Raw genomic sequence first — 2,801 nt, forward strand, 5'->3', positions numbered from 1 at the left:
CGGCGCTGCTGGAGCAGCTGATGCCGCGAGGCTACAAGGCACGGCCCGAGCAGGTGATCCTGTTTACGATTTCGGCATGGGACACCAATTGCCCGCAGCACATCCCGCAAAAATTCGACGGCGCCGACGTCGCGACCGCGCTGGCATCGCGCGACGCGCGCATCAAGGAACTCGAAGCCGAACTGGCCGCGTTGAAGGGCCAGCCCAACCCGGCAGGCTAGGCGCCCGCTTCAGCTAATCTGAAAGGTTCGAAATCCTGTTGGGCGTCCAGGGCCTCGCGGAGGCTCTGGAAACTTCCGGTTTCGAGGCACAGCGCACACGGCTCGATCGGCTATCGGCTCGACCTGGTCGCGAATGACCCGGAACGGACATGCGGGCCGCAAAAATATCTGAGGTAATTTATCCCTCCAACCCTGCCTCCGCACCCATGCCGCCATGTAGGTGCTGTGGTATGCTTCGAGCCGCACGCGCGGCTCCGCGCGGTAAAGGGGGACCACGATGGTGCGATCCTCGGGTTCAGGTGAGAAGGTGACGATGCCAGTCGCCCGTCGGCTCGCGGCCATCGTCGCCGCTGACTTGGCGGGCTACAGCCGGCTGATGGGGTTGGATGAGGCGGGCACCGCAAAAGCGCTGCAAGACCATCGCGCCGCCGTCGATCCTATCGTGGCTCGCTTTGGCGGCAGGATCGTAAAGACCACCGGCGACGGCGTCCTGCTAGAGTTCTCGTCGATTGTTGCGGCGGTCGAGTGTGCGGTCGGCGTCCAGAAGGTGATGGCTGAGCGCAACGAGGCCGTGCCGGAAGATCGGCGCATGCTCTTCCGCATCGGGATAAATCTCGGCGACGTGTTAATCCAAGGCGATGATATTCTGGGCGACGGCGTGAACGTCGCAGCGCGCCTTGAAGGAATGGCGGAGCCCGGCGGCATCTGCGTGTCAGACGACGTTTACCGGCATGTCACTGGCAAGCTAACGGTTTCCTTCGAGAATATGGGCGATCAGCAGCTGAAGAACATTGCTCGGCCGGTGCGGGCGTATCGAGTGCGGAGCGACACGGCCAAGAAGCCCGATGCTGCCGCCGCACCAAAGGCGTCGCTAGCGCTCCCCGAGAAGCCCTCGATCGCCGTCCTGCCTTTCGACAATATGAGCGACAGCGCCGAGGATATCTATTTTGCCGACGGCATTGCCGAGGACATCATCACCGAACTGTCGCGCTACCCAGATCTGTTCGTCACGGCCCGCAATTCCTCGTTCACCTATCGCGGAAGAGCCGTGCGGATCGCGGAGGTGGCGAGGGAACTCGGCGTGCGATACGTCGTGGAAGGAAGTGTACGGCGCGGCGGCAGCCGCGTTCGAATCACCGCGCAACTGATCGATGCTCTCAGCGGCAAGCACCTTTGGGCGCAGCGCTACGACCGCGATCTGCAAGACGTCTTTGCAATTCAAGATGACGTGACGAGCAGTATCGTGGCAGTGCTGCCAGCGCGGATCGAAGCGGCGGCTACTGAGGCGGCGGCCCGCAAGAAGCTCGATTCGCTAGAGGCCTACGACTACTTGTTGCGCGGGAAGTACCACCATCACCTGTATAACGCAAAGGCGAATCGGGAAGCTGAAGCAAGTTTCGACCGGGCGATCGAACTCGATCCGCGCTTTGCTGCGGCCTATGCTTGGAAGGCCTGCAATCTCGGCCAAGCGCGAGTCCTTGGATATCGCCATCCTGCGCCCAAGCTTTCGGAAATCGCGCGGTTGGTTGAGGCCGCAGCGCGGCTCGACGAGAGCGATACCGAATGTCACCGCCTCATGTGCCGCTTAGCCCTGCTTGATGGCCTGTTCGCAAAAAGCGAATACCATTTGGAACGCGCCATGGCGCAGAATCCGAATGATCCGCGTCTCGTCGCCCAGCGCGGCATCAACCTGACCTACCTGGGCGAACCGGTGGCGGCAATACCGTGGATCGAACGCGCGATGCGTCTCGATCCGTTCTCGGCCCATCACTATTATCTCGACCTTGTACGAGCTTTGTTCATGGCCGGACGCGTGACCGAGGCGATAGGCGCTTTGGAGCCGGTGGAACCGGACCGCTTCGATCACTACGCGTTACTGGCGGCCTGCCGATCCGTGGCCGGTGATACTCTGGCGGCGCAAGACGCGGGGCGACGCGTCCTTGCGATGCGCCCAGACTTTACAATTGGTTCGTACTTACGGAGCTGGTTTGCTTGGAAGCGGCCTGAGGACAAGGGGCGCTTGCGCGATGCGTTGCAAATGTCGGGCCTACCCGATTAGCCAACCGTTCGACGGAACATGCTCTGTTGTCAGTCAGAACAAGGCGCGCCTTTTCCGCTCTTGGCACATCGCGAAATTTTTCTGCAGCGCAAAGCTCGGTCGTTATTCGGGGCACGGCGGACATCGACGAAGCCGCAGTAATCAAGCTCGATTTCATAAGTACGCGCCCTGGTCCAAAGGGTTCCGCCTCTGCTGGGAGCCAAAACAGTAAGCGTGAAGCTTCAAAATGACCCCGTTCAATTTGGCTGAAGCGGCCGACTAGGCCGCCGCTCGCAGCGGCGCCCAGGCGAAATCCGGATAGTAGCGAAGCATCATCCGGTCGACATAGGCGGTGAGATTCTTGAAGTGCTCGGCGCGCTCGCGCAATGGCGAGGTGAAGAATGGCGTCAGGATGCCGGCCAGCGCGGCAAACGCGGTGGCATCGGTGCCGCAGGGCTCCTCGCCCATCAGATAGGGCTTGTCCCCAAGCTGCACCGACAGCGAAAACAGCGAGCGGACGGCAAGATCGATGTCCTCGTCCG

General features: G+C 61.6%; 2 protein-coding genes and 1 pseudogene. 2 read left to right on the forward strand and 1 reads right to left on the reverse strand.

All coding sequences use genetic code 11. The annotated features are described in order from the left end of the window. Positions 1-221: pseudogene (locus tag WCE35_RS14030) on the forward strand (pyridoxamine 5'-phosphate oxidase family protein); the annotation flags it as partial. Positions 222-498: 277 nt separating this feature from the next. Then, positions 499-2,280 (forward strand): adenylate/guanylate cyclase domain-containing protein, encoded by a 1,782-nt coding sequence (locus WCE35_RS14035; protein ID WP_424593944.1) that lies wholly within the window; start codon positions 499-501, stop codon positions 2,278-2,280. A gap of 258 nt (positions 2,281-2,538) precedes the next feature. Here WCE35_RS14035 and WCE35_RS14040 read toward each other — a convergent pair. Further along, on the reverse strand, positions 2,539-2,801 hold a 263-nt coding region (locus tag WCE35_RS14040), incomplete at its 5' end, for a glutathione S-transferase C-terminal domain-containing protein (RefSeq protein ID WP_424593945.1).

Origin of the sequence: Bradyrhizobium sp. (genome assembly GCF_049691595.1) — a bacterium.
Taxonomy (GTDB): domain Bacteria; phylum Pseudomonadota; class Alphaproteobacteria; order Rhizobiales; family Xanthobacteraceae; genus Bradyrhizobium.

Excerpts from the sequence above, each read along its gene's own strand:
- WCE35_RS14035 (WP_424593944.1), top strand. The coding sequence starts at position 499 with ATGGTGCGATCCTCGGGTTCAGGTGAGAAGGTGACGATGCCAGTCGCC.